This is a genomic window from Rhodanobacter sp. Soil772 (assembly GCF_001428385.1).
Lineage (GTDB): Bacteria > Pseudomonadota > Gammaproteobacteria > Xanthomonadales > Rhodanobacteraceae > Rhodanobacter.
This window is the reverse complement of record NZ_LMSK01000001.1, coordinates 1-24847: the sequence shown is the minus strand read 5'-3', so window position 1 is coordinate 24847 and position 24847 is coordinate 1. Positions and strand designations below refer to the sequence as shown.

Annotated in this window: 23 protein-coding genes; 11 read left to right on the top strand and 12 right to left on the bottom strand. The window is 68.6% G+C overall.

Annotated features, from left to right (window positions below):
* Positions 1–69 precede the first annotated feature (69 nt).
* Positions 70–615 (bottom strand): cytochrome b, encoded by a 546-nt coding sequence (locus ASG75_RS00115; protein WP_056384591.1) that lies wholly within the window; start codon positions 613–615, stop codon positions 70–72.
* A 217-nt stretch (positions 616–832) separates the two neighbouring features.
* On the opposite strand from ASG75_RS00115, the gene ASG75_RS00110 reads away from it, so the two are divergent.
* From ASG75_RS00110 to ASG75_RS00070, 9 genes are all read left to right on the top strand, one after another.
* Positions 833–1597, top strand: coding sequence for a cyclic nucleotide-binding domain-containing protein (locus ASG75_RS00110; protein WP_056384589.1), 765 nt, complete (start codon positions 833–835; stop codon positions 1595–1597).
* A gap of 147 nt (positions 1598–1744) precedes the next feature.
* On the top strand, positions 1745–2317 hold the full coding sequence (locus ASG75_RS00105; RefSeq protein WP_056384586.1) for a GNAT family N-acetyltransferase: 573 nt from the start codon (positions 1745–1747) through the stop codon (positions 2315–2317).
* A gap of 26 nt (positions 2318–2343) precedes the next feature.
* Positions 2344–3201: a universal stress protein gene (locus tag ASG75_RS00100; RefSeq protein ID WP_056384583.1), complete on the top strand. Its 858-nt coding sequence runs from the start codon at positions 2344–2346 to the stop codon at positions 3199–3201.
* Between the two features lie 334 nt (positions 3202–3535).
* Positions 3536–5818: a nitric-oxide reductase large subunit gene (locus ASG75_RS00095; protein ID WP_056384581.1), complete on the top strand. Its 2283-nt coding sequence runs from the start codon at positions 3536–3538 to the stop codon at positions 5816–5818.
* A gap of 130 nt (positions 5819–5948) precedes the next feature.
* The gene (locus ASG75_RS00090) at positions 5949–6353 is read left to right on the top strand and encodes a SirB2 family protein (RefSeq protein WP_056384579.1); all 405 of its coding nucleotides are present in this window, start codon (positions 5949–5951) and stop codon (positions 6351–6353) included.
* Positions 6350–8305 (top strand): pyridoxal-dependent decarboxylase, encoded by a 1956-nt coding sequence (locus ASG75_RS00085; RefSeq protein WP_056384577.1) that lies wholly within the window; start codon positions 6350–6352, stop codon positions 8303–8305. Before ASG75_RS00090 ends, ASG75_RS00085 begins: the two co-directional genes overlap by 4 nt.
* A gap of 14 nt (positions 8306–8319) precedes the next feature.
* The gene (locus tag ASG75_RS00080; RefSeq protein ID WP_056386868.1) at positions 8320–9426 is read left to right on the top strand and encodes a PLP-dependent cysteine synthase family protein; all 1107 of its coding nucleotides are present in this window, start codon (positions 8320–8322) and stop codon (positions 9424–9426) included.
* Entirely contained in the window at positions 9423–10229 is an 807-nt protein-coding gene (locus ASG75_RS00075) for a prephenate dehydrogenase/arogenate dehydrogenase family protein (protein ID WP_056384575.1), read from the top strand. Before ASG75_RS00080 ends, ASG75_RS00075 begins: the two co-directional genes overlap by 4 nt.
* Positions 10226–11713, top strand: coding sequence for a UbiD family decarboxylase (locus ASG75_RS00070; protein ID WP_056384574.1), 1488 nt, complete (start codon positions 10226–10228; stop codon positions 11711–11713). Before ASG75_RS00075 ends, ASG75_RS00070 begins: the two co-directional genes overlap by 4 nt.
* Before the next feature lie 33 nt (positions 11714–11746).
* On the opposite strand, the gene ASG75_RS00065 is transcribed toward ASG75_RS00070, so the two are convergent.
* A complete protein-coding gene (locus tag ASG75_RS00065) occupies positions 11747–12238 on the bottom strand; it encodes a hypothetical protein (protein ID WP_056384573.1) in 492 nt (163 codons plus the stop codon).
* 68 nt (positions 12239–12306) lie between these two features.
* On the opposite strand from ASG75_RS00065, the gene ASG75_RS00060 reads away from it, so the two are divergent.
* Together ASG75_RS00060 and ASG75_RS00055 are read left to right on the top strand one after the other, a co-directional pair.
* Positions 12307–13389: a peptidase U32 family protein gene (locus tag ASG75_RS00060; RefSeq protein WP_235580116.1), complete on the top strand. Its 1083-nt coding sequence runs from the start codon at positions 12307–12309 to the stop codon at positions 13387–13389.
* Between the two features lie 28 nt (positions 13390–13417).
* Positions 13418–14296 (top strand): U32 family peptidase, encoded by an 879-nt coding sequence (locus tag ASG75_RS00055; RefSeq protein WP_056386864.1) that lies wholly within the window; start codon positions 13418–13420, stop codon positions 14294–14296.
* Between the two features lie 10 nt (positions 14297–14306).
* Here the strand turns inward: ASG75_RS00055 and ASG75_RS00050 are convergent, their stop codons facing one another.
* The 10 genes from ASG75_RS00050 to nirK form a co-directional block, all read right to left on the bottom strand.
* Positions 14307–14918, bottom strand: a complete 612-nt coding sequence (locus tag ASG75_RS00050; protein ID WP_056384568.1) for an HD domain-containing phosphohydrolase — start codon at positions 14916–14918, stop codon at positions 14307–14309.
* A gap of 175 nt (positions 14919–15093) precedes the next feature.
* Positions 15094–16302 carry a beta-ketoacyl-ACP synthase I gene (gene fabB / locus ASG75_RS00045; protein WP_056384566.1) on the bottom strand — a complete coding sequence of 403 codons (1209 nt, stop codon included), beginning with the start codon at positions 16300–16302 and terminating at the stop codon, positions 15094–15096.
* Position 16303: 1 nt separating this feature from the next.
* Positions 16304–16819, bottom strand: a complete 516-nt coding sequence (gene fabA / locus ASG75_RS00040; RefSeq protein WP_056384564.1) for a 3-hydroxyacyl-[acyl-carrier-protein] dehydratase FabA — start codon at positions 16817–16819, stop codon at positions 16304–16306.
* 138 nt (positions 16820–16957) lie between these two features.
* Complete coding sequence (gene nadB, locus ASG75_RS00035; protein ID WP_056384562.1) at positions 16958–18406, bottom strand: L-aspartate oxidase; 1449 nt, start codon at positions 18404–18406, stop codon at positions 16958–16960.
* A complete protein-coding gene (gene nadA, locus ASG75_RS00030; RefSeq protein ID WP_056384560.1) occupies positions 18403–19428 on the bottom strand; it encodes a quinolinate synthase NadA in 1026 nt (341 codons plus the stop codon). Before nadA ends, nadB begins: the two co-directional genes overlap by 4 nt.
* A 34-nt stretch (positions 19429–19462) precedes the next feature.
* Positions 19463–20323 (bottom strand): chorismate mutase, encoded by an 861-nt coding sequence (locus tag ASG75_RS00025; RefSeq protein WP_056384558.1) that lies wholly within the window; start codon positions 20321–20323, stop codon positions 19463–19465.
* Positions 20304–21572 carry a hypothetical protein gene (locus tag ASG75_RS00020; protein WP_056384556.1) on the bottom strand — a complete coding sequence of 423 codons (1269 nt, stop codon included), beginning with the start codon at positions 21570–21572 and terminating at the stop codon, positions 20304–20306. The genes ASG75_RS00025 and ASG75_RS00020 overlap by 20 nt, the downstream gene beginning before the upstream one ends.
* On the bottom strand, positions 21553–21834 hold the full coding sequence (locus tag ASG75_RS00015) for a DUF2249 domain-containing protein (RefSeq protein ID WP_056384555.1): 282 nt from the start codon (positions 21832–21834) through the stop codon (positions 21553–21555). The genes ASG75_RS00020 and ASG75_RS00015 overlap by 20 nt, the downstream gene beginning before the upstream one ends.
* 74 nt (positions 21835–21908) lie before the next feature.
* Positions 21909–23168, bottom strand: a complete 1260-nt coding sequence (locus ASG75_RS00010) for an alginate export family protein (protein WP_056384553.1) — start codon at positions 23166–23168, stop codon at positions 21909–21911.
* A 442-nt stretch (positions 23169–23610) separates the two neighbouring features.
* Positions 23611–24847 (bottom strand): copper-containing nitrite reductase (gene nirK, locus ASG75_RS00005; protein WP_157616904.1); only part of this gene is annotated, 1237 nt, incomplete at both ends.

Here is a 24847-nt window from a genome sequence, read left to right as displayed (position 1 = left end):
GACGACTCAGAACGCCGCGCATAGCCTGCCAACTACCCGGCCTGCATGAGCCGGTCAAGGTCGACTGAGTCAACCCGGCAGCATGCGTCGCAAGGTGTTGTCGCGCATGCCGTAGTGGTGGAGCAGCGCGGCGGCCGCGTGCAGGCCGACCAGGTAGTAGCCGACCGTGCCGATGGTCTCGTGGATTTCCTTCAGCGAATCGGCGAGTGCCTTGTCCGCCCCCACCAGCGCCGGCAACTGCAGGCCGAAGAACGGAATCGGCTTGCCCGCGGCGCTGAGAGTAAGCCAGCCGAGCAGCGGCATCGCGATCAGGAAGGCGTACAGCGCCAGGTGCATCAGCCCGGCCAGGCGCTCCTGCCACACCGGTGGCGCCGGCCGGATCGGCGGCGTCGCCCCCGCCGCGAAGCGGATCGCCAGGCGCGCGAAGACCAGTACGAACACACCAAGGCCCAGCATGAAGTGCCAGGTCTTCAGGCCCTCGCGCAGGTCGCTGCCGCGCGGGTAAAAGCCGCGCAACTCGATGCAGGCATACACGGCGACCAGCAACAGCAGCATCAGCCAGTGCATGCCGATCGACAGCGAGCCGTAACGGTCGGTGGTGTTTTTCCAGTTCATGACAATCTCTTGCAGGCGGGATGTCGGCAACGGCCGGTTCTGCACGATCACGCGCTGCTCCGGCCCATGCCGACAGCCTGCGATGAAAGACCCGCGCGCAACTTGACTCCGGTCAAATACACACGGAATTTGCACCCCGCCATGCTATGGTGCGGCCACACGATCCGGCTGCCTGCCGGGTCCATGCGAGCCCATCTCAAGCCCTGCGAGGACGTTGATGGACTCCGGAACCAACGTCCTTGATCTGAGCCAACTGCGACGCAGTTGCTCGTCCTGTGCCCTGAGCGAACTGTGCCTGCCTGCCGGCATCGGCAACGACGATCTGGAACGGCTGGACACGGCGGTCCGCGACAAGCGCACGCTGGACCGCGGCGGCATGCTGTACCGCGATGGCGACCCGTTCGAGGCGCTCTACGTGGTGCGTTCCGGCTCGCTCAAGACCTTCGTGCAGGACGATTCCGGCGACGTGCAGATCCTCGGCTTCCACCTGCCCGGCGAAATCATCGGTTTCGACGCGCTGGCTTCGAACCGGCATGTCAGCCAGGCCGAGGCGCTGGAACGCAGCAGCATCTGCGAGCTGCCCTATGCGCGGCTGCAGCAGGTCACCAGCGAGGTGCCGGCGCTGCACCGGCAACTGATGCGGGTGATCAGCCGCGAAGTGATCGAGGAACACCGCCACCTGGTGATGATGGGCCGGCAGCAGGCCCAGGAACAGCTGGCGATCTTCCTGAAGAGCCTGGCCGACCGCTACCAGCGCCTGCAGCGCGACAGCACCGCGCTCACCTTGTCGATGTCGCGCTACGACATCGCCAACTACCTCGGCCTGGTGGTCGAGACGGTCAGCCGGCTGTTCTCGCGCCTGGAGGAAATGGGCGTGCTCGAGGTCAACCGCAAATCCGTGCGCATCTGCCGCCCCGATCTGCTCGCCGAACTCTGCCGCAGCAGCCCCGTGGCGGCATCGAAACAGCGCGATGCCGGCTGAATCTTCCGTGTTCATTCCGGATTGACCGAGGTCAAGTCGAACCACCATTGGCCGGCGTAGAAATGGACCCTGCAAGGAGCCATGCCGCGATGGCCGCCCGTTTCGGCATGGGAATCGACCGCGATTCATCCGCCACGGGAACAGATCATGTCCAACGCCCATCATGCCGACCACGACCCCACACCCGCCGCGCCCTTCGGCGCCATCGAGGGAACGCACTGGATCGAGACCCTGAATGACGGCAGCCCGGTGCTGATACGCCCGCTGCGCCCGGAGGATCGCCAGCGCGAAACGGACTTCATCAACCGCCTGTCGGAACAGGCCTGCCGTTTCCGCTTCCTGGGCAATTTGAAGGAAGCGAGCCCGGCCCTGCTCGACCAGCTGATGAACGTCGACTACCAGGATCGGATGGCCTTCGTGGCGCTCGCCCACGACAACGGCGAACTGCGCGAAGTCGGGGTCAGCCGCTACAGCGCGAGCGGCGACGAAAAGCAATGCGAATGCGCGGTGACGGTGGCCGACGACTGGCGCCATCGCGGCCTGGGCGTGCTGCTGATGCGGCGCCTGATCGATATCGCTCACAAGAACGGATTCCGCACGATGTTCTCGATCGACGCCGCCGAGAACGAACCGATGCGCGAGCTGGCCGGTTTCCTGGGCTTCCGGCGCCGGCTCGACCCGGATGACGCCGCGCAAGCCATCCACACCCTCGACCTCTGACCGCCAGCGAAGCTCGGACGCCCACCATGCCAGCCACCGAGCAAGCCAGCCCGACACCGCCCGTGACACGCCCGGGCGACGTCCTCGCGCTGGTGACATCAAGCAACCCGTGGAGTCCCGCCGCCGAAACCGGCCTCGCGATTGCCGCGCGCTGGGGCAGCAACCTGACGGGCTGTTTCATCGACCCCGCGCTGCGGAAACCCGGCGGCGCCGAAGCCGGCACCGACCCCACCGTGCTCGGCCTGCTGCTTGAACCGCGAACGGAATTCGCCGACGAGCACGCCGCCTTCGAATCATTCGCGCGGCAGTCCGGCGTGCGCAATGCCGACTGGACCGTCGCCCGGGCCGGCATCGCCGCTACCCTGCGCTGGCTCGGCGCACGGCACGATCTCGCGGTGATCGAGCGGGACATGGTGCAGGCATCCGGCCTGCTCGACATCCTCGGCGAGGCGATACTCGGCTGCCGCGTGCCCTGCCTGATCCTGCCCCCGCAATGGCATCGGGAAACCCGCTTCGAGCGCATCGTGATCGGCTGCAACGGCAGCATCGAGGCCATCCGCGCGATCCACTCCGCCCTGCCGTTCCTCAAGGCAGCAAAACAAGTGACCCTGGTCGACGGCGACGTGCGCGACGGCGACGAAGGGCATCCGCGCTTCGACCCGTTCGTCTATCTTCTGCGCCACGGCATCACGTCCCGGCCCAGTTACGTCCGCGCCTCCTCCGCGATGGCCGGCGAAATCCTGCTGAAGGAAGTCGAGAACATCGACGCGGACTTGCTGGTGATGGGCGCCTATGGCCGTTCGCGCATGCGCGAACACGTGTTCGGCGGCGCCACCCGGCGCGTGCTGGAAGAAGCCTCCATTCCGGTGCTGATGCAACACTAGATTTTCGCGTTCACCCGTTTCACCACTGCCGGGGTCGCTCGCAGGCCGTACGCGAAATGGACGGCATTGTCGAAATGACTGCGCGCGAAGCCTGGCGCCTCATGCGGGGAAAAAGCCGGATAGCGGCGCATGGCTGGCACTGGAAATGTCGCAGCCAGCGGAGCCCCGGAATCCGCACGTTCTCCATCGGCCCATCCCCACGGCAAGACGGCGAGATGCCGCGGGCGACGGCCGCGACAATTCGCGCAGCGTGCCGTGGCGGCTGCTTGACCTGCATCAAGATGGCCAGGTCACGCCTCGCCGAGCATGCGCGCACCTTTCAGGGAGATGCGCGATGAGTACCACCCGAAAACTCTGGCTGGGACTGGCGGCTTTGCTCGTCACGTCCTTCGCCGTGCTGCTGTGGGTCGGCAGCGTGGTCCACCAACAGGCGCCGCCGCTGCCCACGGCCGTCGTCACCGGCGATGGCCAGACGCTGTACACCAAGGCCGACATGGAGGAAGGCCGCCAGGTGTGGCAGAGCATCGGCGGCCAGCAATTGGGATCCATCTGGGGCCACGGCGCGCTGCTGGCGCCGGACTGGAGCGCCGACTGGCTGCACCGCGAAAGCATGGCGATGCTGGACCTGCTCGCCCGTGACGCGGGCCTGGGCCCTTACGAATCGCTGGATGCGCAGCAGCAGGCACCGCTGAAGGCGCGGGTGCAGGAAGAACTGCGCACCAATACCTACGACGCAGCCAGCAACACCATCACCGTCTCGGCGCTGCGCGCGCACGCGATGGAAGCCGTCGCGGCGCATTACATGAGCCTGTTCGGCAACGACCCGGCCACGCACACGCTGCGCGAAGGCTATGCGATGCGCGAGAACACCGTGGCCGAGATGGAGCACCGGCGCGAGGTCACCGCGTTCTTCTGGTGGACCAGCTGGGCCGCCGCCACGCAGCGCCCGAACGAGGCGATGAGCTACACCCAGAACTGGCCGTACGAGCCGCTGGCCGGCAACGTGCCAACCTCGACCAGCTTCCTGTGGTCGGTCTTCAGCATCCTCTTCATGATCTTCGGCATCGGCCTGCTCGGCTGGCACCACGCGCGCCAGGTGAGCCACGAGCCGTTGCCGCCGATTCCGGTGCGCGACCCGCTGACCGAAATGAAAGCGACGCCTTCGATGAAGGCCACCGGCAAGTATTTCTGGACCGTGCTGGCGCTGTTCCTGGCGCAGATCCTGCTGGGCGCCACCACCGCGCATTACCAAGTCGAGGGCCAGGAAGCGTACGGCTTCGCGCTGGCCAACTACCTGCCATACAGCCTCACCCGTACCTGGCACACCGAGCTGGCCGTGCTGTGGATCGCCACTGCGTGGCTGGCCACCGGCCTGTACATCGCGCCGCTGATCTCCGGCCACGAGCCGAAGTTCCAGCGCTTCGGGGTGAACTTCCTGTGGGTCTGCCTGCTGGTGATCGTGGTCGGCTCGTTCGCCGGCCAGTGGTTCGCGGTGATGGACAAGATGGGCCTCCAGTACAACTTCTGGTTCGGCCACCAAGGCTGGGAATACACCGACCTCGGCCGCTTCTGGCAGATCTTCCTGTTCATCGGGCTGATGCTGTGGCTGTTCCTGGTCGGCCGCGCGCTGCTGCCGGCGATGCGCGGCAAGAAGGAAGGCGCGTCGATCGTGGGCCTGCTGTTCCTGTCCACCGTGGCGATCGGCCTGCTCTACGGCGCCGGCCTGATGTGGGGCGAGCACACCCACATCGCGATGGTCGAGTACTGGCGCTGGTGGGTGGTGCACCTGTGGGTGGAAGGCTTCTTCGAAGTGTTCGCCACCGCGGTGATCAGCTACTTGTTCGTCAGGCTGGGCCTGCTGCGCGTGAGCAGCGCCACCACCAACGTGCTGTTCGCCACCATCGTGTTCATGGCCGGCGGCGTGCTGGGCACCCTGCATCACCTGTACTTCAGCGGCACCACCACGGCGGTGATCGCGCTGGGTGCCAGCTTCTCGGCACTGGAAGTGGTGCCGCTGGCGCTGATCGGCCTGGAAGCCCACGACACCTGGAAGAAGCAGCATGCCGCGCCGTGGATGGCGCGCTATCGCTGGCCGATCATGTTCTTCGTGGCGGTGAGCTTCTGGAACCTGATCGGCGCGGGCCTGCTCGGCTTCCTCGTCAACACGCCGATCGCGCTGTACTACATGCAGGGCCTCAACCTCACCGCCACGCACGGCCACACCGCACTGATGGGCGTGTACGGCATGCTCGGCCTGGGCCTGATGCTGTTCTGCCTACGCGGCATCAAGCCAGAGGCGCACTGGCGCGAAGGCTGGCTGCGCAGCTCGTTCTGGTGCCTCAACATCGGCCTGTCGCTGATGGCCGTGCTGACCCTGCTGCCGCTGGGCATCCTGCAGCTGAAGGCGGTGCTGGAACACGGTTACTGGTTCGCCCGTTCGGCCGAGTTCATGGACCGCCCGCTGATCCACATGCTGGTGTGGATGCGCGTGCCGGGCGACACCCTGTTCGCCGTCGGAGCCCTGCTGATCGCGGTGTTCGTCGCTGCACTGTGGCTGTGGCCAAATCGCCGGACAGCTCCCGCGGTGCTACCGCAAGCGGCCCGCGAGAACGCATGACCCACATCAGGGCGCGCCGCGAGGCGCGCCCTGATGCTTTTACCGAATACCGAATACCGAATACCGAATACCGAATACCGAATACCGAATACCGAATCCCGAATCCCGAATCCCGAATCCCGAATCCCGAATGTTCGAGTTCTATCCACAGATCAAATGGGTGCACATCGCCTGTGTGCTGGCCAGCGGTACGCTGTTCGCGTTGCGCGGCCTGGCGACCCAGCTCGGCTACAGCGGCGCGGCACAGGCGATGCCGCTACGCTGGCTCAGCTACGCGATCGACACCACCCTGCTCACCGCCGCGCTGATGCTGATGAGCATCCTGCCCGGCGCACTGTTCGCCAACGGCTGGCTCACCACCAAGCTGGTGCTGCTGGTGGTCTACGTGGTGCTCGCCATGCTGGCATTGAAACGGGCACGCACGCCGCGCGCGCGATTGGCCTTCTATGTGGCTGCGCTGGTCACCTACGTCTACATGCTCGGCGTCGCCCGCATGCATCACCCGCTGGGCTGGCTGTACGGATGGACCCCATGAATGCAGCACGACCCTTTCCCGCCGAAGAACCGCGCGACCACACGCTGGACGCCTGCTTCCTCGGCCCTTACGGCGAGAACGACACGCTGCTGGAAAAGCTGCTGGTGGAATTCCTGCGCGACCACGTCTACTGGCGCCGCAACTTCCACCCGGAGGACCCGCCGGCGATCGCCACCGCCGCCGCGCATCACCCGGACTACCTCGCCTTCGAATCGCGCATGCGCCGCGAGCTGCACCAGCTCTCCGCCGCGCTGAAGAAGTCGGTACCGTTCCACAGCCCGCGTTACATCGGCCACATGGCTTCCGACCTGCTGCTGCCGGGACTGGCCGCGCAGATGCTGACGCTGCCGTACAACCCCAACAACGTCAGCGAGGACGCCGCCCCGGTCACCGTCGACATGGAAGTGCAGGCCGGCCTGCAGCTGGCGCGCATGCTCGGCTATCCGCACGATCCGGCGCAGGACGCCTGCGCGTTCGGCCACCTCACTTCCGGCGGCACCCTGGCGAACTACCAGGCGCTGCGCCTGGCATTGGCGCTGAAGGCGTTTCCGGTCGCGTTGCGCGCGGCGCAGGTGCCGGAGCTGGCCTTGCCCGCCGATGACTGGAGCGCGTTCAACCTTTCCCACACCGATGGCATCGCCCTGCTGCAGGCATGGCAGCACTGGCTGGCCGCACAAGCGCCGACGCAGCGCGCGCACTGGCTGCAGCGGGTCGAGAACGAACGCATCGAGCAGCGCGGTCTGGCCGGTTTCTTCGCCGCACATCCGTCGTTGCGCGTACCGCTGGTGCTGGCGCCGGTCACTGCGCACTACTCGTGGAGCAAGGGGCTGAAGCTGCTCGGCCTGGGCCGCGATCAACTGGAACTGCTGCCTACCGCCGGCATGCGGCTGGACCCCGCCGCCTTGCGCGATACGCTGGAACGCTGCGCGCGCGAGCGCCGACCGGTGCTGATGTGCGTGGCCGTGCTCGGCGGCACCGAGTACGGCACCATCGACCCGATCGACGCCGTGCTCGCCGCGCGACATGAATCGCGCGAGCGCGGATTGGACTTCGCCGTGCACGTCGATGCCGCCTGGGGCGGCTACCTGGCCACGCTGTTCCGCCACGAGGACAGCTCGCTGCGCACCCGCGACGAAGTGGCCGCCGACTACGTGCAATTCCCCACGCCCGCGGTGCACGCCGCGTTCGCCGCGCTGGGCGACACCGACTCGGTCACCGTCGACCCGCACAAGCTCGGCTACCTGCCCTACGGCAGCGGCGCCTTCATCTGCCGTGACCACCGCGCGATGGCGTTGCTGGCCGAGCGCGCCGACTACGTGTTCCACGCCGCCACGCCCGCCGGCTACCTGGCACGCTACCGCAGCCTGGGCCAGTTCATCCCGGAAGGCTCGAAATCCGGCGCGGCGGCAGCCGCGGTGTACGTGACGCACAAGGTGCTGCCGCTGGACCACGCCCACTTCGGCGCCCTGCCGCGCGCCACCGTGCGCGCGGCCGAAACCTTCCACGCCCGCGCGCAACGCTTCGCGCTGGAACTGGCCGGCTGCGTCCACGCGCTGGTGCCGTTCGCGCCGGACAGCAACTTGGTCTGCCTCGCGCTCAACCCGCACGGCAACACCTCGGTGGCGACGGCGAACGCGTTCGTGCGCGCACTGCACGACGAACTGCGCTGCGATCCGCAGCAGCCGCTGCAGCTGAAGGAGTTCTTCGGTTCAGTGACCAGTTTGCGACCGGAAATGCTGGGCCCGGCACAGACCACGCGCATCCTCGGCGCGCTGGGCCTGGACCCGGCCAGCTTCGTTCCCGGCGATGACCGCCTGCTGATCCTGCGTCACACGCTGATGAATCCGTACCTGATCGACCACGAGAACGGCATCAGCTACATCGACCGCTATTTCGACTTCCTCGGCCGTCGCGTGCGCGCCCTGCACGGCGCCGCCGCTTTCCACCCATGATCACGGAGCCTCCGATGGACAGCGTCCTGCGACTGGTCAACCCGCAACGCGAAACCGATCGCCGCTGGGTGCACACCGCGCTGGCGAAGCTGGCGCAGGAGGCCGCGCGTTCGGCCGACACCCACCTGCTCAAGCTGAACTTCCCTGGCTTCCACGGTATCGACTTCTACTTCAAGGACGAGGCCGCGCATCCCAGCGGCAGCCTGAAGCATCGCCTCGCGCGCTCGCTGTTCCTGTACGCGCTGTGCAACGGCCGGCTGCGCGGCGGCCAGGCGGTGGTCGATGCCTCCTCCGGCAGCACGGCGATCTCCGAGGCATGGTTCGCGCGCCTGCTCGGCCTGCCGTTCATCGCCGTGATGCCGGCCTGCACCGCACCGGGCAAGATCCACGACGTGCAGGCGCTGGGCGGCGAGTGCGACCTGGTGGACGATCCCGCGCAAGTGCACGCGCGCGCCGCCGAGCACGCCGCGCGCGGTGCCTGCCACCTGGACCAGTTCGGCCTGGCCGAACGCGCCACCGACTGGCGCGGCAACAACAACATCGCCGAGTCGATCATCGGCCAGCTCGCGCTGGAGGCCGAGCCCGAGCCAGCCTGGATCGTCTGCGGCGCCGGCACCGGCGGCACCTCGGCCACCATCGGCCGCTACCTGCGCTACCGCCGGCTGCACACGCAACTGTGCGTGGCCGAGCCAACCGGCAGCGGCTACGTGCATGGCTGGCGCAACCGCGACGTGCGGGCGGTGGCCAGCCAGCCCACCCTGATCGAAGGCATCGGCCGGCCGCGGGTGGAACCGGGCTTCATCTTCGACGTGGTCGACCGCGTGGTCGAGGTGCCCGACGACGCCTCGATCGCCGCCGCCTGGCTGCTGGAAGATCTGTTCGGCCACCGCTACGGCGGCTCGTCGGGCACCAACCTGGTCGCCTGCCTGCAACTGGCCGCCTCGATGCGCGCACGCGGCGAACGCGGCAGCATCGTCAGCCTGCTGTGCGACCGCGGCGAACGCTACGCGCAGACGCTGTTCGACCGCGACTGGCTGGCCGCGCGCGGGATCGACACCGCACCATGGGACGCCGCGCTGCGCGCCAGCCTGGCCAGCGGCCGTCCGCCTCTCGCGGCATGAGCGCCACCGAGCTGCGCGAGCCTGCGCCATCCGCCACGACTTTCGCCGTGCTCGGCTACGGCCGCTTTGGTAAAGCCTTTGCCGAGCTGCTGTTGCAGGCGGGGCACCGCGTGCGCGCGTGGGATCCGCACGCGGATATCTCCACCGCACTGGCCGCCGCGTCGATGCCTGCCGCCGTCGGCGAGGCACGCTGGATCGTGCTGGCGATGCCGGTGCCGCACATGCGCGATGCGCTGCTCACGCTGCGTCCGCTGCTGCATGCCGGGCAGACCGTGCTCGACGTGGGCAGCGTGAAGCTGCATCCCTGCGCGATGATGGACGAGCTGCTCGGCGCGGACATTCCGCACGTGGGCACACATCCGCTGTTCGGCCCGCTCAGCCTGGCCCGCGATGAGCGGCCGTTGCGCGCGGTGATCTGCCCCGCCGCGGATCATCCACGAGCTGCCGAGCGCACCCGCGAACTGTTCGTCGAACTCGGCTGCGAAGTCATCGTGCAGGACCCGGAAAGCCACGACCGCGCCATGGCCAGGACTCACGCGCTGGCGTTCTTCATCGCCAAGGGGCTGATCGACCTCGGCGTGGACGATGGCTTGCCGGTAGCCCCGCCGTCGTTCCAGGGCATGAAGCACATGCTGGCGGCGGTGCGCGGCGACGCCGGCCACCTGTTTGCCGCGATCCAGCGCGAGAACCCGTTCGCCGCCGAGGCGCGCGCGCAGCTGCTGGCGGAACTCGAACGGGTGCATCGGCAGCTGCTGGCCGATGCGGACGGCGACAGCCTGGCCATTCCCGGGCCGCCCGCATGAGCTTCCACGACCTGCGTGGTTTCCTCGCGCACCTCGAACGCGAACGGCAGCTGCAGCGCGTGACGACGCCGGTCGATCCGCACCTGGAATCCACCGCGCTCAGCCTGCGCGCGCTGCGCGAAGGTGGCCCCGCGCTGCTGATGGAGCGCCCCGGCGACTCGTCGCATGCGCTGCTCGGCAACCTGTTCGGTCACCGTCGGCGCATCGAACTGGCGCTGGCCGGACGACCGCTGGCTTCCCTGCGCGAACTCGGCCAGTTGCTCGCTGCGATCAAGGAGCCGCGCTGGCCATCCAGCCTGCGCCAGGCGCTGGCGACCTGGCCCGAACTGGCGCAACTGGCGCACGTGGCACCGCAGCGTGTGCGCGAGGCGGCGTTCGAACACGAAACATCGCGAGGCTATGAGATCGATCTCGCGCACCTGCCGATCCAGCACTGCTGGCCCGACGACGCCGGCAAGCTGATCACCTTCGGCCTAGTGGTGACGCGCGGCACGAACAAGCCGCGCCAGAACGTGGCGATCTACCGCCAGCAGGTGATCGGACCGAACCGGGTGATCATGCGCTGGCTGCCGCATCGCGGCGGCGCGCTGGACTACGCCGACTGGTGCGCCGCGCATCCGCAGCAACCGTTTCCCGTGCTGGTGGCGATCGGTGCCGACCCGGCCACCATGCTGGCCGCGGTGGCGCCGGTGCCCGACACCTTGTCCGAATACGAATTCGCCGGCCTGCTGCGCGGCCAGCGCACGCGCGTGTGGCGCAGCGAGCTGACCGGCCTGGACGCGCCGGCCGGCGCGGAGATCGTGCTGGAAGGCTTCATCCATCCCGGCGACACCGCGCTGGAAGGCCCGTTCGGCGACCACACCGGCTACTACAACGCGCAGGATCACTTTCCGGTATTCACCATCGAGCGCATGCGCCTGCGCCAAGGCGCGATCTACCACGGCAGCTACATGGGCCGCGCGCCGCACGACGAACCGTCGGTGCTGGCGATGGCGCTGAACGATGTGTTCGTGCCGATCCTGCAGAAGGCGTTTCCGGAGATCGTGGACTTCTACCTGCCGCCGGAGGCGTGCTCGTACCGCATCGCGGTGGTCAGCATCCGCAAGCAGTACGCCGGCCACGCGCGGCGGGTGATGATGGGCGTGTGGTCGTACCTGCGCCAGTTCACCTACACCAAGTTCGTGATCGTCACCGACGACGACATCGACGTGCGCGACTGGTCGCAGGTGATCTGGGCGGTGTCGACCCGGGTCGATCCAGCACGCGACACGATGCTGGTGGAGAACACCCCGATCGACTACCTCGACTTCGCCAGCCCGGTCGCCGGGCTCGGCTCCAAGCTCGGCATCGACGCCACCCACAAATGGCCATCCGAAACCAGCCGCGCCTGGAGCCGGCCGATCGTGCCGGATGCCGCGGTGGAACGGCGCGTCGATGCGCTGTGGGCGGTGCTGCAGGCCACGCGCACACCGACGACAAGGTGATACGCGGCGGCCACGACCTGCCGCCGCTACGACTCAGGGCTCGTCGTGCATCACGTGCTCGACCGGGGCCGGCTGGTCCCAGCCGGGGTCGTTGAAGTACTGCGGGTAGTGCGCGATCGCCGCGCGCATGTCGGCTACCGCTCCGACCTTCTGCGGGTCGGCCTTCAGCGCCTGCGCCGCGCCCAGCAGCGGCACCAGGATGCCGTGCAGTGCGGCGTCGGGCTCGGGCGCCAGCTTGCAGTGGGCGAACATGTAGGTCACCGCTTCCTCGACGGCAGTGGCCCGGTCCACCGCCATCGGCGCGCTCATGTGGCCCATCTCGTAGTGGCGCAACTCGTCCACCGCGGCATGCACGCGGCGCATCCCCTCGCTCAACGGCGCATCCGGCGCCCAGCGCTGCGCTGCTGCCGGCGCGGCCGCTGGTGCGGCGGCGTGATGGTGATGCTCCTGGGCCACCGCCTGCGCCCATGGCGCCAGCGAGAACGCGCACAGCAGGACGGCGGTGACAGCATGCTTGTATTTCATCGAATCGACTCCTCGGTGGGAAACAACATCATGCACGTGACAGATGTGGGGCATGGTAGCTCCGGGCAATGCGGGTCCAGCTGATCCACGTCAACGCAGGCACCGGCGACGACCGTCACGATGCGCCCCGAACTCCCAGCTTCGAGGTGCTCATGCAACTGGTCTGTCCTGCCGGCAACCTGCCGGCGCTGCAAGCGGCGATCGACGCCGGCGCCGACGCGGTCTACGCGGGCTTCCGCGACCAGACCAACGCGCGCGCCTTTCCCGGGCTGAACTTCAGCGACGACGAACTGCGCGACGGCATCGCCTACGCGCACCAGCGCGGCAGGCAGGTCTACCTGGCGCTGAACACCTATCCCGACAGCGTGCGCCTACCGCAGTGGTACGCGGCGGTGGACAAGGCCGCCGAGTTCGGCTGCGACGCGATCATCGCGGCGGAGATGGCCGTGCTCGACTACGCCACCCGCACGCATCCCGCGCTGAAGCGGCACCTGTCGGTGCAGGGTTCGGCGACCACCGCGCCGGCGCTGCGCTATGCGCACGAGCGCTTCGGGATCAGCCGCGCGGTGTTGCCGCGGGTACTGTCGATCCAGCAGGTCGAGCGGCTGTGCGAGGGTTCGCCGGTGCCGCTGGAAGTGTTCGCGTTCGGCAGCCTGTGCATCATGGTCGAAGGCCGCTGCCAGCTGTCCAGCTACGTCACCGGCGCCTCGCCGAACCGCCACGGCGTGTGCTCGCCGGCCAGCTTCGTGCGCTGGGAGGAACACGATGACGGCCGCCGCAGCGTGCGCCTCAACAACGTGCTGATGGACCGTTTCGAACCGCGCGAACCGGCCGGTTATCCGACCGTGTGCAAGGGCCGCTTCGAGGTCGGCGGCGAAGTCTTCCACGCGCTGGAGGAACCGACCAGCCTGAACACGCTGGAGCTGCTGCCGCGACTGGCGCAAGCCGGCGTGGCGGCGCTGAAGATCGAGGGCCGCCAGCGCGGCGTCGCCTATGTCGGCTCGGTCACCCGCACCTGGCGCGACGCGCTGGACCGCTACCGCGCTTCGCCGCAGGACTGGTCGGCGCAACCGCGCTGGCAGTCCGCGCTGTCGAAGCATGCCGAGGGTCACCAGACCACGCTCGGCCCCTATCACCGCTCGTGGCACTGATTTTTCTGGCACTGAACCGATGAACACGATGAAACTGAGCCTGGGCCCGCTGCAGTATTTCTGGCCACGCGAACACACGCTGGCGTTCTACCGCGAGGCAGCCGACTGGCCGGTCGACATCATCTACCTGGGCGAGACGGTGTGCAGCAAGCGCCGCGAGCTGGGCACGCGCGACTGGATCGCGCTGGCCGCCGAACTCGCCCGCAGCGGCAAGCAGGTCGTGCTGTCGTCGCTGGCGCTGATCGAGGCCGAATCGGAACTGGGCGCATTGCAGCGGCTGGTCGATCACGGCGACTGCTGGATCGAGGCGAACGACCTCTCGGCGGTGCAGCTGTGCCGCGAGCGCGGTGTGCCGTTCGTCGCCGGGCCCACGCTCAACGTCTACAACCACCACGCGTTGGCGATGCTGATGGACGACGGCCTGCGCCGCTGGGTACCGGGTGTCGAACAAGGCCACACCTTGCTGCGCGAATTGCGCGAGGCAATGCAGGCCGAAGGCAGGACGATGCCCGAACTCGAGGTGATCGCGTTCGGCCGGCTGCCGCTGGCCTTCTCCGCGCGCTGCTTCACCGCGCGTGCGCTGGACGTGGCCAAGGACCAGTGCGGCTTCCGCTGCATCGACTATCCCGACGGCATGCCGCTGGCCACGCGCGAGGGCCGGCCGTTCCTGCGCATCAACGGCATCCAGATCCAGGGCGAGGAGATCACCGACCTCGGCCCCGAACTGCCGCAGCTGCGCGAACTGGGCGTGGACGTGCTGCGGCTGTATCCGCAAGCCGAGGGCATGGCCGAGGTGGTGGCGCACTATCACCTCGCCCGCCGCTCGCCGGTGGCGCCGCCGCGGATCGGCGCGCGCAACGGCTACTGGCACGGCGAGCCGGGCATGCGGATGCCGGAAACCGCGTGAATCGCCTCTGCTAGCCGGGTACGCCCGGTCGGTCGAACCAAGGCCTGTCGTGCGACAGGAACGCATCGAGGATCTGCGGATCGTGCTTGGTGCCCCGCTCGCTGACCAGGATGGCCACCGTGGACTCATGCGACTGGGGCGCATGGTAGGCACGACGCTTGCGTATCGCGTCGTAGCTGTCGATCACGGACAGTATGCGCGACGGCAGCGGAGTGGCGCGTCCGTGCAGGCCGTCCGGATAACCGGTGCCATCGTAGTGCTCATGATGATGGCGCACCGCCAGCGCGATCTCGTTGCCGAACGGCAGCTCCGGGTCCATCCGCACGATGTGCTCGCCATGGAGGCTGTGGCCCTTCATGATTTCCCACTCGGCGTCGTTCAGCGCCCCCTGCTTGTGCAGGACCGCATCGGGGATCCCGATCTTCCCCACGTCGTGAAACCGGGCCGCCACATCCAGAACCAGCAGTTCTTCGTCGGCCAGGCCAAGATCCCGGGCGAACGCCAGGGCCAGCCGACCGACCCGCCCGCAGTGGGTCGAGGTGTGAACGTCGCGCCGTTCGAGCGCAGCGCCCAGTACCGGTTCCACGCGCGAAAACCACGCTTCCATGTATCCGTCGCCCATCACAGCCTCCACTGCTGTCGCGATGTCGTACCACCGACGTTCCCCACCCTGGCAGCCCCGCGTCCGCCGCGATCCTAGCGCGCCGACACGCCTCGGTACACCCCGGCCCGCACCGACGACACAAGCCGGCGGCCGCTGCAGGCCAACCGGCTTGTCGCAAGTGGCTGCCGCCGGCTCACACCTTGGCGAACACCAGGCTGCCATTGGTGCCGCCGAAGCCGAAGCTGTTCGACATCACCGTGTGCAGCTTCGCCGGGCGGCTTTCGCGCAGGATCGGGAAACCTTCGGCGCGCGGATCGAGTTCGGTGATGTGGGCCGAGCCGGCGGCGAATCCTTCCTTGAGCATCAGCAGGCTGTAGATCGCCTCGTGCACGCTGGCGGCACCCAGCGAATGGCCGGTCAACGCCTTGGTCGAGGACAGCGGCGGCACCGCCTCGCCGAACACTTCGCGCACCGCATCGAGCTCGACGATGTCGCCCAGCGGCGTGGCGGTGCCATGGGTGTTCAGGTAATCGATCGGCGCGTTGACGTTGGCCAGCGCCATCTGCATGCAGCGCACCGCGCCCTCGCCGGACGGCGCCACCATCTCGGCACCGTCGGAGGTGACGCCGTAACCGACCAGTTCGGCGTGAATGCGCGCGCCGCGCGCCTTCGCGTGCTCGTACTCCTCCAGCACCAGCATGCCGCCGCCGCTGGCGATGACGAAGCCGTCGCGACTGCTGTCGTAGGGGCGCGAGGCGGTGACCGGGGTGTCGTTGTGATGGCTGGACAGCGCGCCCATCGCGTCGAACTGCGCGGTCATGCCCCAGTGTTCTTCCTCGCCGCCACCGGCGAACACCACGTCCTGCGCACCGTGCCGGATCAGGTCGGCCGCGGCACCGATGCAATGCGCCGAGGTGGCGCAGGCGGCGGAGATCGAATAGCTCAGGCCCAGGATGCCGAAGGTCGTGGCCAGCGTGGCCGACACGGTCGAGCACATCGTGCGCGGCACCATGTACGGGCCGATCTTGCGCACGCCCTTGTTGCGCAGCAGATCGCCGGTCTCGATCTGCCAGCGCGGCGATCCACCGCCGGAACCGGCAATCGCGCCGATGCGCGGGTGACGAACCTGTTCCGCGTCCAGTCCGGCATCGGCCATCGCCGAACGCATCGACACGTAGGCATAGGCTGCCGCATCGCCCATGAAGCGCTTCAGCTTGCGATCGATCACCGCCTCCAGGTCGATGTTCGGCACACCGGCCACATGGCTGCGCATGCCAAGCTCGGCATATTCAGGCATCGCCCGGATACCGCTGCGGCCATCACGCAAGGCGCCGGTCACGGTCTCCAGGTCATTGCCCAGGCACGACACGATACCCATGCCGGTCACCACTACCCGGCGCATCTCAAAAACCCTCGGTGGACTGGAACAGGCCCACGCGCATGTCGGAGGCCTCGTAGATCAGGCGGTCGTCGACGAAGGTCTTGCCGTCGGCGATCACCATCCGCAGCTTGCCGCGCATGACGCGGCGGATGTCGATCTCGTAGCGCACCAGCTTCGCGCTCGGCAACACCTGGCCGGAGAATTTCACCTGGCCCACGCCGAGCGCGCGACCACGGCCGGGTTCGCCCAGCCACGGCAGGAAGAATCCGCTGAGCTGCCACATCGCATCCAGACCGAGGCAGCCGGGCATCACCGGGTCGCCGATGAAGTGGCAGTCGAAGAACCACAGCTTCGGATGGATATCCAGCTCGGCGCGGATCACGCCCTTGCCATGTGCACCGCCCTCGTCGGCGATGTGGGTGATGCGGTCGAACATCAGCATCGGCGGCGACGGCAACCGGGCATTGCCGTCGCCGAAAAGTTCGCCGCGGCCGCAGGCGCGCAGTTGTTCGTAGTCAAACGAAGAAGAACGTGTCATGAAAGACTCACAGGGTCGGGAGTCTATAGTTTGCACAGCTCCCGGCTCAATTGTCTTGATCCGGGTCAAACCCCTCGCGACAGCCGCCACACATGCCGCTTCCGCCAGGGTATATCGCCGCACTGTGGGTCGCCTATTTCAGGCCGGGCAGCCGCGATCGTGGCGGCAATGGGCGCCCAGGCTGCGCTTGCGCAGCAACGCCGCGCGCAGCAGGGCCTTGGCCAGCCGCGCCTGCCAGCCGGCATCCGCCACCGCCGCACAGCTGCGCCATGCATCGCGCAGCGACGACGCCTCGCGCACAGGGCCGGCCGCGCGCCACAGCAGGTCGCCCAGCGCGATCAGCTGTGACGGCGACAGGCTGTCGCCACGCTCGACCCAGCGGTAGTCGCCGCGCCGGCCGGGGCGTGGTTCGGCAGCGGCCAGAAAACGGCCAAGCCGACGCCCGCACAGCACGCCTTCCAGCAGCGAGTTGCTGGCCAGCCGGTTCGCGCCGTGCACGCCGTTGCAAGCCACCTCGCCCACCGCATGCAGGCCCGGCACGCTGGTGCGCCCGTCCGCATCGGTGGCCAACCCGCCCATGTGGAAATGCGCTGCCGGCGTGACCGGTATGGGTGCCCGCCGCGGATCGAAACCGTGGGCACGGCACGCCGCCAGCACGGTGGGAAAACGCCGTTCCCAGGCACCGGCCACGCCCGTCGCATCGAGCCAGACCTGTCCGCCCTCGCCTTGCGCCTGCGCCACACGGCGCGCCACCACGTCGCGCGGTGCGAGGTCGCCAAGCGGATGCACGCCGGCCATCAGCGGTTGTCCATCGGCATCAAGCAAGTGCGCACCGGCGCCACGCAGCGCCTCGGTGATCAGCGGCAGGCAGTGTCCGGCGACGTCCAGTGTGGTGGGATGGAACTGCACGAATTCCAGGTCGCGCGGCGAGGCGCCACTTGCCAGCCCCAGCGCCAACCCGGCACCGTCCGCACCCGGCGGATTGCTGGTGCGTGCAAACAGCGCACCGATGCCGCCGGTGGCGAGTACCACGGCCGCCGCCTCGATGTGCTCCTGTCGCCCGCGTTCATCGCGAGTACGCACGCCGACCACGGCACCGTCGCGGACCAGCAAGGCATCGACGTCCACGCCGCCGCGCCACTGCACGTGCGCCGCGGCCTGCGCCTTCGCGCGCAAGGCATGCACCAGCGCGGCCCCGCTGGCGTCGCCGCCGGCGTGCACGATCCGCGCGGCGGCGTGGCCGCCCTCGCGCCCCAGTTGCAGGCGGCCATCGGCATCGCGGTCGAACAGCACACCTTGCGCCTGCAGCCAGGCGATGGCGCCGGGCGCCTCGCGTGTCAGCCACTCCACCATCTCCGCGTCGTTGTGATGGGCGCCGGCCAGCAAGGTGTCGGCGGCGTGGGTGGCGGGGCTGTCGTGCGGATCGAGCGCGGCAGCAATGCCGCCCTGGGCCAGGGCACTGGCACTGCCACTGCCGTCGTGCGCGCGGCACAGCAGGCGCACTGGCGCAGGCGCGGCGGCCAGCGCCGTGGCCAGGCCAGCCACGCCGCCACCCACCACCACGATCGGCAGGCGCGCTTGCTTCACACGCTCTCGCGCCGCCCGATCGCGAGCATGCGCTCCAGCGCGGCACGCGCACGCACACGGATATCCGCGGGCACCTCCACCGCGTGCTTCATGTCGCGCAGGGACGCGTAGATGTTCTGCAAGGTGATCCGCTGCATGTGCGGACACAGATTGCACGGCTTGATGAACTGCGTGGCCGGGAACTGCGCGCGCAGGTTGTCGGCCATCGAGCACTCGGTGATCAGCGCGACGCGCGCCGGCTTCTCGCGCTCCAGCCACTTGCCCATCGCCGTGGTGGAGCCGACGAAGTCCACCTCGGCGAGCACCTCGGGCGGGCACTCCGGGTGCGCCACCAGCATCGCGTCGAACTGCTCGCGCGCATGCCGTGCCTGCTGCGCGGTGAATTTCTCATGCACTTCGCAGCGGCCGTGCCACAGCACCAGCTCGACCTTCGTCTGGCTGGCGACGTGGCGGCCCAGGTACTCGTCGGGCAGGAAGATCACCTTGGCCGCACCCATCGACTCGACCACCTGCACCGCGTTCGCCGAGGTGCAGATCGCGTCGGACTCCGCCTTCACCGCGGCCGAGGTGTTGGCGTAGCTCACCACCGGCACGCCGGGATGCTGCGCGCGCAGCGCACGCACGTCGGCGGCGGTGATCGAGGAAGCCAACGAGCAGCCGGCTTCCAGGTCGGGGATCAGCACGGTCTTTTCCGGCGCCAGGATCTTCGCGCTCTCGGCCATGAAGTGCACGCCACACACCACGATCAGGTCGGCGTCGCAATCGGCGGCGGCCTGCGCCAGGCCGAGCGAGTCGCCGGTGATGTCGGCCACGCCGTGGAAGATCTCCGGCGACTGGTAGCTGTGCGCCATGATCACCGCGCCGCGCTGCCGCTTCAGCTTGTTGATGGCGTCGATCCACGGCAAGTGCAGCGGGATCTCCAGGCACGGCACCAGCGGTTCCAGGCGCTCGGCCAGCGCGGCGTACTCGTGTTCGAGTTCGTCGCGCCAGACCGGCACGGGCAGCGTTGCGGAGGCGGTCATCGTGATCGCTTTATCAGTGGGAAAACGGGTTGGCTCAGGCGGCTTCGCCGCAGTGCGCGGCACGGGCGGCACGGGCAAAGCGCGCGCCGCGGTTCAGCGCGATGCGCAGGCCCAGCGGCACCGACTCCCACGGCAGCCGTTCCAGCAGGTTGCGCGCGGTAAGGCCCAGTTCGGTGTCGCCGGTCAGTTCCAGCGCCCGCTGGAAGAACAGCGTGTCGGCATCTTCCAGCCGGCCGGCCAGCAACAGCAGGTCGGTGGCGCTGCCGCGCACGCTTGCCTCGGGTTCGGCGTCGACCACACCGAGGCGGTCGCCGTGCAGTTCGAGCACCCAGCGCAGGCGCAGGTCGCTCACTTCAATGGCGAGCCGGCGACCACGCATGAAATCGAGCGAGCCATCGCGCAGCGGCGTGGCCAGCACGCGCGCCATCGCCGCTTCCAGCAGGCGGCGCTGCCAGCGCGCCGGCAGCGCATGCAGCAGCGGGGCCACCCGCGTCGGCGGCGGCAACAGGCGCAGCAGGCGCGGCGCAAGAGAGGGAAGGAATGTCTGGCTGGGCATGATGGGCGGCATCATGACGGGCGCGCACAACGGCACGCCTTGACCCAGGTCAACCGCCATGCCTTGCCGCTGGCAGGCATCGGCGATCGCCAGATCGAGCAGGCGCTCGGCGGTGCTCGCGGGCAGCGCCAGCCGCTGCGCCAGCGCCTGCGTTCGCGCACGCACCTGCTGCTCGCGCAACGAATCGCGCGGCGACACGCCGGCACGCCGCTTGAGCATCCCGGCGGCAGCGGCCAACCGACGCCGCGCGGCGAACAACGCGACCAGGCCGTCGTCGACGCGGTCGATCGCCGCTCGAACCCGGCCGAGTGCGAAACGGTCAGACCCGGGCAGCGGCATCGGCGGATTCCATCGTCGACAGGAAATCACCGGCGCGCCGGCGCACGCCGCGCAGCGTCCAGCCCATGCAACCCCAGGCCAGCAGCAACGCCAGCCCGGCCGCGCGGGCCAGCCACGCCGACGGCCACATCACGGCAGCCGGCAACAACAGCAGCGGCCCTTGCGCCAGCAGCGCGCGAGTCTTGTCGTGTGCGGGCAACAACCGCTGCACGCCGGGCAGTTGCACGCCGCGACCGCAGCGCCGGTGCAGTTCGATCCAGCCGATGAAGGGAACGATCTCCAGCATCATGCCGGCGACCAGCAGCGGCAAGGCGATGCCCAGCCCCAGCGTCGCGGCGAGCATGCCGCCACGCACGCCCGCGGCCAGTGCCAGTGCCGCCAGCGCCAGCACGATCAAGCCGGCGCGCCAGCTCCACAGCAGCGGCCCGCGGCGCAATCGCGGCGCACGCCATTGCAGCCACAACGCGGCAACGGCGAACAGCAGCGCGTGCACGGCTACCGTACCGGTCAGCCAGACACCGCCACCATCGGTCAGACGCCAGCACGCCGCGCCGAACAGCATCAGCAGCACGCTGCCCAACCACATCGCCTGCACCGGTTCGCGCACCGTGCCGGTGCCCTGGAACATCGGCATCACCACCCGCGCCACGCTGGCCATCAGCACCACCACCCAGCCCAGCACGCCCCAGCTCGCATGCACGTCGGTGAGTACCGCCAACGGCAAAGCCAGGTACCCGGCGGAGCCCAACGCAAGCATGCCGCCAAGCAATGCGGTGAGCACGGCGAATCCGATCGCCGCGCCGAAGCCCGCGCGCAGCAGGCGCTGCCCCGCCGCCACCAGCAGGCCGGGCACGGTCATCGCCGCCAGCAGGGCGAACGCCAACGGCAGCAGCACGGCGGCGGCGATCAGTGCCGTACGCCAACCACGGTGCAGTCCCGCTACCAGCAACAGCACGCCGAGATTGAACAGGGCATGCAGCCACGGTCCAAACGTGGCGCTGCCGCGCACCCGCACGCCGGCCGCGGCGGGCAGGAACTGCAGCACGCTGCCGAACATCGCGTTGCCCAGCACGCCCAGCGTGAACACGTGCACCAGCGCCAGCGTGGCCGCGTTCCAGCGCATGTGCAGCGCGGCATCGCCGTCGACGATCAGCAGCACACCGGCGAGCATTCCCCACCACGGCGCACCGAGCAGGAAGCGCCGCGGCAACGACGGCGCCGGAGCCTGCTCAAGCCGAAGCTGCGTCATCGCCGCCCGGACAACGAATCAGCACGCGCGCACCGCCGGTCGGCAAGGCGAACACCGACGTCTGCATGCCGTGCGAGGCCAGCGCGTCGAGCAGCGGCGTCGGCAGCAGCGGGGTGAGTACCTGCACTGCCTGCCCCGGCAGCAACGCATCGGCTGCCGCCAGTGCGCGCAGCATCGGCTCCGGCGACGGCAGCCAGCGCAGGTCAAGTTCGGGAAGTACCGCGTCGTCGACGCGGCGGTGGGGTGATGACTGGGCTTTCATGGCGTCATCTCAACGCAGTCGCGGCGCGGGCGCGCTGACCTGGATCAACGCGCCCATCTGCATTTCCGCTTCGTTCAACGTGCGCCGGCCAAGGCCTGCTGGCCACGCCATTCCAGTTGCAGCCACAGTTTCGCGCTGTCGCGGCCGAAACCGTCGGCGCGATAGTCCGCCACCTTCAGCAGGCCACTGAGGCCCTGCGCCAGCGGAAACGCGAGCGAGGCATCCCACTCGCTGCCGTAGCGACCGCCGCGATCGGCGCGGTAGTCGTGGTACGCCACTGCCCAGGCCAGCTTGCCGGCAACGCCACCGCGACCGAAGTTGCCGTTGACGCCGACGTAGCGATCTTCCAGCCCGCCGGCCGGGGTCACGTTGAACTGGTCGTTCCAGCCATTGAACGCGTGCAGCGTGGCCAGCGGTGTCTGCAGTGCATGCCGGCCGTTGCCGCCCAGGTGCTCCCAGCCCAGCTTCGCGGTGATCCCGGCCTGCGTCCAGCTCGGTTCCAGCAGCCAGTAACTGTGCGCGAAACGCTGCGGGTTGTTGGCGTAGTCGACTTGCCGCGCCCCCTCCAGCGTCCAGCCGAGACCACGGCCGTCGTGCAGCGCCTTGCCGTTCCAGCGCAGGCCGTAGGTGGCGCTGGAGGCGCTGGCCACGTCGCGATCCTCGTGCAGGTAGGCGTAGCCGCCCCATTGCTGCGCACCCCGGGTCCAGGCCAGGTTGAGCAGGTGAGTATTCAACTTGTGCTCGCGCGCGAGCGGGTTCAGTGCGTCGCGGCCGGCCACCCGGTGCACCCGGTCGAGCCAGTCGTAGCGCACCGTCAACGCCGTCAGCGGCTGCCAGCGCAACTCGACTGCATCGAAAGTCTGCTCGTGCTGGCGCCAGCCGCTGTTGCCAACCCAGCGCTGGTTGTCCAGCAGCAGCCGCTGGCGGCCCGCGGTGGCGCCGAAGCGGTCGCCCTGCCAGCGCAGCCAGTACTGGTTAAACTCACTGCCGCGCGGATCGGTCACCGCCGGATACAGGACGCGGCCATTGGCGCCGCTGTTGTAGCGATCGCCGGCGCCGGCCACGCCGGCGCCTTCGGCCAGGCCGCTCCAGCCATGCCCGAACTCGGCATGCAGGCCGAGGCGCAGGCGCAAGGTGTCGGCATTAGCGTTGCGCGCGAACGCATCGTCGTCGACCTGTTCATGGCGCAGGCGGGCATCCCATTCCAGCTGCCACGATGGCCCGGCCGATGCCGTCGGCTCGCTGATGTTGGCGGTTCCGTCGCCCGCCCAGGCCGGTGTGGCCAGGATCGCGAACAGGCAGGCTGCCGAAAGATAGTTGCGTGCATGGTTCATGGTGTTGCTCCCTTGTGGTCGGCGGCAGTCTCGAAGCGAGCGCACGTGCCCGACCTGACCCCGGTCAAGTCCCCGCCATGCAAGGTGCGACTGTGACAACGCGCCGCGGCCATGCATGCCGCCGAAACGACAACGCCGACCACGAGGGTCGGCGTTGCGCCTTGCAGTGCTTCGTCTGGACGTCTTTACTTCCAGACATGCTTTTTCGTACCGCTCCGCATCAGTGTTCCGCCGCCGGTGCCGGCGCGGCCGCGGCACGAGCCTTGGCCACTTCTTCCTTGCTGATCTGCCCGCCCGGGTTGTCCCAGCTGTTCAGCACGTAGGTSAGGATGTTSGCCACCTCGTCGTCGGTCAGCTGCGCCATCGGCGGCATCACCGAGTCGTACTCGTGGCCGTTCACCGTGATCTTGCCGGTCAGCCCGTGCGTCACGATGGTCATCGNGGCTTCGTCGCCAAGTTCTGAGGATGTTCGCCACCTCGTCGTCGGTCAGCTGCGCCATCGGCGGCATCACCGAGTCGTACTCGTGGCCGTTCACCGTGATCTTGCCGGTCAGCCCGTGCGTCACGATGGTCATCGCCCGCTTCGGGTCGGCCGCCAGGTAGTCCGACTTCGCCAGCGGCGGGAACACGTTCGCCAGGCCCTCGCCGTTCGCCTGGTGACACACCGAGCAGGTGCCGGTGAACAGCTGCTTGCCCGCCGCGATCTGCTCGGCCTTGGTCAGCGTGCCGGCCGCATGCGCCTTCGCCGCCGTGCTCACCGCCGTCAGGTTCGGCTCCGAGCGGTCGCCCAGGTAGACCGAGTCCACTTCCTTGCCCGAGTAGACYGTCTTGTCYTCCGCGCCGTCCACCTTGAGGATGCCCAGCGCGCCCTTGTTGAACGCGCGGAAGATCGAGTGGTCGACCAGCACGTAGCTGCCCGGCACGTCGGTGTGGAATTCCACCATCGCCGCGCCGCCGGACGGGATCAGCGTGGTYTGCACGTTGTGCTGCGCCACCGTGCCGCCYTCGGGCTGCACCTTGTCGAAGATCTCGCCGATCACGTGGAAGCTGGACACCAGGTTCGGSCCGCCGTTGCCCACGAACAGGCGCACCGTCTCGTTGGTCTTGGCGGTCAGCGCGTTGTCGCCGGTGAGCGCGCCTTCCTTGCCGTTGAACAGCACGTAGGTCGGGTGCTCGTCGATCGCCTTCTCCATGTCGAACGGCTGCAGGCCCTTCTGGCGATACTTGCCGGTGGTGTAGAAGTCGCCCTGCATCACGTAGTACTCGTGGTCGACCTTCGACAAGCCCTCCGGCGGCTCGACCAGGATCAGCCCGTACATGCCGTTGGCGATGTGCATGCCCACCGGCGCGGTGGCGCAGTGGTACACGTAGATGCCCTGGTTCAGCGCCTTGAAGGTGAACTGCGAGGCGTGSCCSGGTGCGGTGAAGCTGGACGCCGCGCCGCCGCCCGGYCCGGTCACCCCGTGCAGGTCGATGTTGTGCGGCATCTTGCTGTCCGGCGCGTTCTTCAGGTGGAACTCCACCGTGTCGCCCTGGCGCACCCGGATGAAGCTGCCCGGCACGGTGCCGCCGAAGGTCCAGAACGTGTAGCTCACGCCCTCGGAGATCGGCATCTCCTTCTCGATCACTTCCAGCTCGACGATCACCTTCGCCGGGTAGTTGCGGTTGACCGGCGGCGG

What these genes read in the sequence shown, in the direction of transcription:
- ASG75_RS00020 (WP_056384556.1), bottom strand. Translation starts at nt 21,572, where the DNA reads ATGACGCAGCTTCGGCTTGAGCAGGCTCCGGCGCCGTCGTTGCCGCGG.
- ASG75_RS00100 (WP_056384583.1), top strand. Translation starts at nt 2,344, where the DNA reads ATGCCAGCCACCGAGCAAGCCAGCCCGACACCGCCCGTGACACGCCCG.
- nadA (WP_056384560.1), bottom strand. Translation starts at nt 19,428, where the DNA reads ATGACCGCCTCCGCAACGCTGCCCGTGCCGGTCTGGCGCGACGAACTC.
- ASG75_RS00095 (WP_056384581.1), top strand. Translation starts at nt 3,536, where the DNA reads ATGAGTACCACCCGAAAACTCTGGCTGGGACTGGCGGCTTTGCTCGTC.
- ASG75_RS00110 (WP_056384589.1), top strand. Translation starts at nt 833, where the DNA reads ATGGACTCCGGAACCAACGTCCTTGATCTGAGCCAACTGCGACGCAGT.
- ASG75_RS00080 (WP_056386868.1), top strand. Translation starts at nt 8,320, where the DNA reads ATGGACAGCGTCCTGCGACTGGTCAACCCGCAACGCGAAACCGATCGC.
- ASG75_RS00090 (WP_056384579.1), top strand. Translation starts at nt 5,949, where the DNA reads ATGTTCGAGTTCTATCCACAGATCAAATGGGTGCACATCGCCTGTGTG.
- ASG75_RS00025 (WP_056384558.1), bottom strand. Translation starts at nt 20,323, where the DNA reads ATGCCGCTGCCCGGGTCTGACCGTTTCGCACTCGGCCGGGTTCGAGCG.
- ASG75_RS00075 (WP_056384575.1), top strand. Translation starts at nt 9,423, where the DNA reads ATGAGCGCCACCGAGCTGCGCGAGCCTGCGCCATCCGCCACGACTTTC.
- ASG75_RS00085 (WP_056384577.1), top strand. Translation starts at nt 6,350, where the DNA reads ATGAATGCAGCACGACCCTTTCCCGCCGAAGAACCGCGCGACCACACG.
- fabA (WP_056384564.1), bottom strand. Translation starts at nt 16,819, where the DNA reads ATGACACGTTCTTCTTCGTTTGACTACGAACAACTGCGCGCCTGCGGC.
- ASG75_RS00060 (WP_235580116.1), top strand. Translation starts at nt 12,307, where the DNA reads ATGCGGGTCCAGCTGATCCACGTCAACGCAGGCACCGGCGACGACCGT.
- ASG75_RS00115 (WP_056384591.1), bottom strand. Translation starts at nt 615, where the DNA reads ATGAACTGGAAAAACACCACCGACCGTTACGGCTCGCTGTCGATCGGC.
- ASG75_RS00055 (WP_056386864.1), top strand. Translation starts at nt 13,418, where the DNA reads ATGAAACTGAGCCTGGGCCCGCTGCAGTATTTCTGGCCACGCGAACAC.
- ASG75_RS00015 (WP_056384555.1), bottom strand. Translation starts at nt 21,834, where the DNA reads ATGAAAGCCCAGTCATCACCCCACCGCCGCGTCGACGACGCGGTACTT.
- ASG75_RS00070 (WP_056384574.1), top strand. Translation starts at nt 10,226, where the DNA reads ATGAGCTTCCACGACCTGCGTGGTTTCCTCGCGCACCTCGAACGCGAA.
- ASG75_RS00050 (WP_056384568.1), bottom strand. Translation starts at nt 14,918, where the DNA reads ATGGGCGACGGATACATGGAAGCGTGGTTTTCGCGCGTGGAACCGGTA.
- ASG75_RS00010 (WP_056384553.1), bottom strand. Translation starts at nt 23,168, where the DNA reads ATGAACCATGCACGCAACTATCTTTCGGCAGCCTGCCTGTTCGCGATC.
- ASG75_RS00065 (WP_056384573.1), bottom strand. Translation starts at nt 12,238, where the DNA reads ATGAAATACAAGCATGCTGTCACCGCCGTCCTGCTGTGCGCGTTCTCG.
- ASG75_RS00105 (WP_056384586.1), top strand. Translation starts at nt 1,745, where the DNA reads ATGTCCAACGCCCATCATGCCGACCACGACCCCACACCCGCCGCGCCC.
- fabB (WP_056384566.1), bottom strand. Translation starts at nt 16,302, where the DNA reads ATGCGCCGGGTAGTGGTGACCGGCATGGGTATCGTGTCGTGCCTGGGC.